Here is a 3,641-nt window from a genome sequence, read left to right as displayed (position 1 = left end):
ACGCCGCCCGCACATCCCTCCAAAACGCTCTATTCCAAGCGCTCCACCAACCAACGATGTCAAACAACACACCAGATCAGCCCCACCGGGCCAACCCTCAGCACCGCCTGGAACCAGCCGGCAACTCATCGCCGCCGTCCAGCACCCCGCCGGGCTGCGTGGGCCGGGTTCTAGAAGGAACATCCGTGGGCGTCAACAGGGTTTTTCGATCCCTCTGGCGCCCTGGCGTTCCGTTACCTCCGGCCTAGCAGATATAGGGTGGCGTCCGGCCGTGGAAAGGCGGTGGCGAAAAAAATTTCGACTATTCGCTTCTCAGGTGGCGAGCGCCCGCCGCAGCGCCTCGATCACCCGGTCCTGGTCCCCAGCCTCGAGATAGGGATGGATCGGCAGGGCCAGGACCTCGGCGGTGAGCTGGCGGCTGACCGGGATCCCGGTGGGGCTCACCGGACAGCCGGCGAACGCAGCCTGATCAGCCAGGGCCCTGGGGTAATAGATCATGGTCGGGATGCCCTGGCCGGCCAGCTCCGCCTTGACCCGGTCGCGGTCGGGCAGGCGCAGCGTGTACTGCGCCCAGGCCGAGGCCACGCCTTCCGGCGTGCGCGGGGTGGTGGCGAGATTGCCCAGCGCCGCACCGTAGCAGTCGGCCACGCGCTGCCGGGCCGCCTGCTCCTCGTCCAGGATCGCCAGCTTCTCCAGGAGGATCGCGGCCTGGATCGTGTCGAGCCGGCCGGTGGTGCCGAGCCGGACATTGTCGTACTGGCCGCCGCCGCCCATGCCGTGGAAGCGTAGGGAGCGCAGCCGGGCGGCCAGATCGGCGTCATCGGTCAGCATCGCCCCCCCATCGCCGTAGCAGCCGAGCGGCTTGGCCGGATAGAAGCTGGTCGCCGCAGCATCGGCATGCGCGCCGGCCCGCTTGCCATCCCGGCTGGCCCCATAGCTTTGCGCCGCATCCTGCAGGATACGCAGCCCGTGATGGCGGGCGATGGCATGGATCGCCCGGTAGTCGGCCGGCACGCCGAACAGGTCGACCGGGATCACCGCTTTCGGCTTCAGCCCGAGCGTGGCGGCATGGTCGATCGCCGCCTCCAGGCTGGCCGGATCCAGGTTGAAAGTCTCGGGCTCGACATCGCAGAATACCGGGGTGGCGCCGTGCCAGGCCGGCGCTTCCGCGGTGGCGGCGAAGGTGAAGGCCGGGACGAACACCGCGTCGCCTGGGCCGATTTCCCAGGCGCGCAGGATCAGCTCGATCGCCTGGGTACCGTTGGCACAGCTCACCACATGGGCGACCCCGGCATGGGCGGCCAGGCGCTGCTCGAGCTCGGCCACTTGCGGCCCCATGATATAGGCACCGCTCTCGATCACCTGCTGCACCGCCGCCTCGATCCGCCCGCTCAGGCGCCGGCGCTGTGCTGCCAGGTCGACGAACGGGATCGGTGCGGGCGCCATCGGCGGATATCCATGCAGGTGAAGGAAGCGGGCCGGAAGCTTAGGCCGGGGCCGCGCCTGCGCAAGGCCGCAGCGGCTGCGGGATTCCTTCCACGACTTGCCCTGGGTTGACTTGCTGGGGGTCATGCTTCTATCAAGCGGCCTCCCCGGGTCGGCCGCCGTCCCGGTCGCAGTTTTGCGCGCCCGAACGCAGGCGGGCGCTTCGTACCAGGGTGACGAACATGGCCGTTCCGAAGCGAAAAGTATCCAAGTCGCGCCGCGACATGCGCCGCGCCCATCTGGCGCTCAATGTCCCGACCGTGATCGAGGACAAGGTGACCGGCGAGTATCGCCGCCCGCATCATGTCGACCTGAAGACCGGCATGTATCGCGGCCGCCAGGTGATCACGCCCAAGGACAGCGCCGAGAGCTGAGCCTATCGCCAGCCAAGGGGTCGGCGGCGGCGACGACGAGTAGGAAGCGGGCGGTCGCAAGACCGCCCGCTTTTGCTTGTCCCGCGGGCAGCCGGAAGGCCCCTCCCCAGCCCGGCCCATTCCGGCTCAGTAGGCGAATTCCGCAAACACCGGCTCGACCCGGCCCTGCCAGCGGCCCCGGAACAGCTCGATCTTGCGGTCGGCCGGCGTGCGGCCGCTGGCGGCGGTCTCGCGCAGGTCGGCCAGATACTGCTCCTCGCTGGTGCCGATCCAGTCGAGCCGGCCGCGCGCCTTCAGCCCCTGGGCCGCGATCGCCAGCACCTCCTTGGCCAGGTCCTGCACGGTGCGGCCGCGAAACGGTGCTTTCAGCCCCTGCACCGGCACCACCCGGCGCAGCTCCTCGAGCTCGGCCATGCTCCAGTCGCGGATCAGGTCATGGGCGGCATCCAGGGCCGTGCCGTCATAGAGCAGGCCCACCCAGAGTGCCGGCAGGCCGCAGAGCTGGTCGGAGGCACCACAATCGGCGCCGCGCATCTCCAGATATTTTTTGACCCGCACCTCGGGGAACAGGGTGGTGACATGGTCCGACCAGTCGCTCATGGTCGGAAGCTCGCCCGGCAGCTCGTCCAGCCCGCCTTCCATGAAGCGGCGGAACGAGCGCCCGGCCACGTCGACATAGCGCCCGTCGCGGTAGACGAAATACATGGGCGTATCGAGTACGTAGTCGGCCCAGCGCTCGTAGCCCATCCCGTCCTCGAACACGAAGGGCGGGATCCCGGTCCGGTCGCTGTCCGTGTCAGTCCAGACATGGGCCCGGTAGCTCTGGAAGCCGTTGAGCTCGCCTTCGGAGAAGGGCGAGTTGGCGAACAGGGCAGTGGCGACCGGCTGGAGCGCCATCGACACCCGGAGCTTCTTCACCATGTCCACCTCGGACGCATAGTCCAGGTTCACCTGGACCGTGCAGGTGCGCAGCATCATGTCCAGGCCGAGCGTGCCGACCTTCTGCATGTAGCGGCGCATGATCGCGTAGCGGCCCTTGGGCATCCACGGGATCGCCGCGCGCGGCCAGAGCGGCTGGAAGCCCATGCCGAGCATGCCGAGACCCAGAGGCTCGGCCACCGAGCGGCATTCCTCGAGATGGCCGGTGACCTCGCCGCAGGTCTCGTGGATGGTGCGCAGCGGCGCGCCCGACAGCTCGAACTGTCCGCCCGGCTCCAGCGTGATGTTGCAGCCATTGCGGGTCAGCGCCACCACCCGGCCGTCCTCGAGCAGCCGCTCCCAGCCGAACTTCTCGGCAAGCCCGTCCAGCACCGCGGCGATCCCGTCCGGCCCGTCATAGGGTACGGGCGTCAGGTCGTCTTTGCGGAACACGAACTTCTCGTGCTCGGTGCCGATCCGCCAGGCCTCGGCCGGCTTCTCGCCCGAAGCGATCCACTCGACCAGCTGGTGCCTGCTCTCGATGGGCGCCCCCTGGCCACTGGGCGGTGCCGACATGCGTGCGTTCCTTTTCCTAGATCCGTCTGGGTCCGCCCCTGTTAGGCGGACCCCTTGGCCAGTTCCGGCCCGCTCACCCGGACGATCTCGGCGCGCAGGGCCTGAACTTCCTGGGCGGCCGTGCCGCGCGGCTCGTGCTCGATCACGCCCAGCCCCCGCGCCATCGCCGCGACATAGCTTTGCCGGTTGCCCAGCTGCGCGTCGAGCGGCACCACACCCAGCTCGGCCAGGGCCGTACCCGCCTCCTCGATCGCGCGGCTGCGCGGCGGCACCCGGTTCATCAGAAAG

General features: G+C 69.1%; 3 protein-coding genes and 1 pseudogene. 1 reads left to right on the top strand and 3 read right to left on the bottom strand.

Annotation, left to right across the window (positions count from 1 at the left end; genetic code table 11):
- Positions 1 to 312: 312 nt before the first annotated feature.
- Positions 313 to 1,446, bottom strand: coding sequence for a DegT/DnrJ/EryC1/StrS family aminotransferase (locus tag EQG76_RS09380; RefSeq protein WP_159712748.1), 1,134 nt, complete (start codon positions 1,444 to 1,446; stop codon positions 313 to 315).
- A 221-nt stretch (positions 1,447 to 1,667) separates the two neighbouring features.
- On the opposite strand from EQG76_RS09380, the gene rpmF reads away from it, so the two are divergent.
- The gene (gene rpmF / locus EQG76_RS09375) at positions 1,668 to 1,859 is read left to right on the top strand and encodes a 50S ribosomal protein L32 (RefSeq protein ID WP_159712746.1); all 192 of its coding nucleotides are present in this window, start codon (positions 1,668 to 1,670) and stop codon (positions 1,857 to 1,859) included.
- A 126-nt stretch (positions 1,860 to 1,985) separates the two neighbouring features.
- Here rpmF and EQG76_RS09370 read toward each other — a convergent pair whose 3' ends face one another.
- Together EQG76_RS09370 and EQG76_RS09365 are read right to left on the bottom strand one after the other, a co-directional pair.
- Positions 1,986 to 3,353, bottom strand: coding sequence for a glutamate--cysteine ligase (locus EQG76_RS09370; protein WP_159712744.1), 1,368 nt, complete (start codon positions 3,351 to 3,353; stop codon positions 1,986 to 1,988).
- A 41-nt stretch (positions 3,354 to 3,394) separates the two neighbouring features.
- Positions 3,395 to 3,641, bottom strand: a pseudogene (locus tag EQG76_RS09365) (ParA family partition ATPase); the annotation flags it as partial.

The sequence above is a fragment of the Geminicoccus flavidas genome (assembly GCF_009806515.1).
In the GTDB taxonomy this organism is placed as follows: domain Bacteria; phylum Pseudomonadota; class Alphaproteobacteria; order Geminicoccales; family Geminicoccaceae; genus Geminicoccus; species Geminicoccus flavidus.
This window is presented reverse-complemented; position numbering and strand designations above follow the sequence as displayed.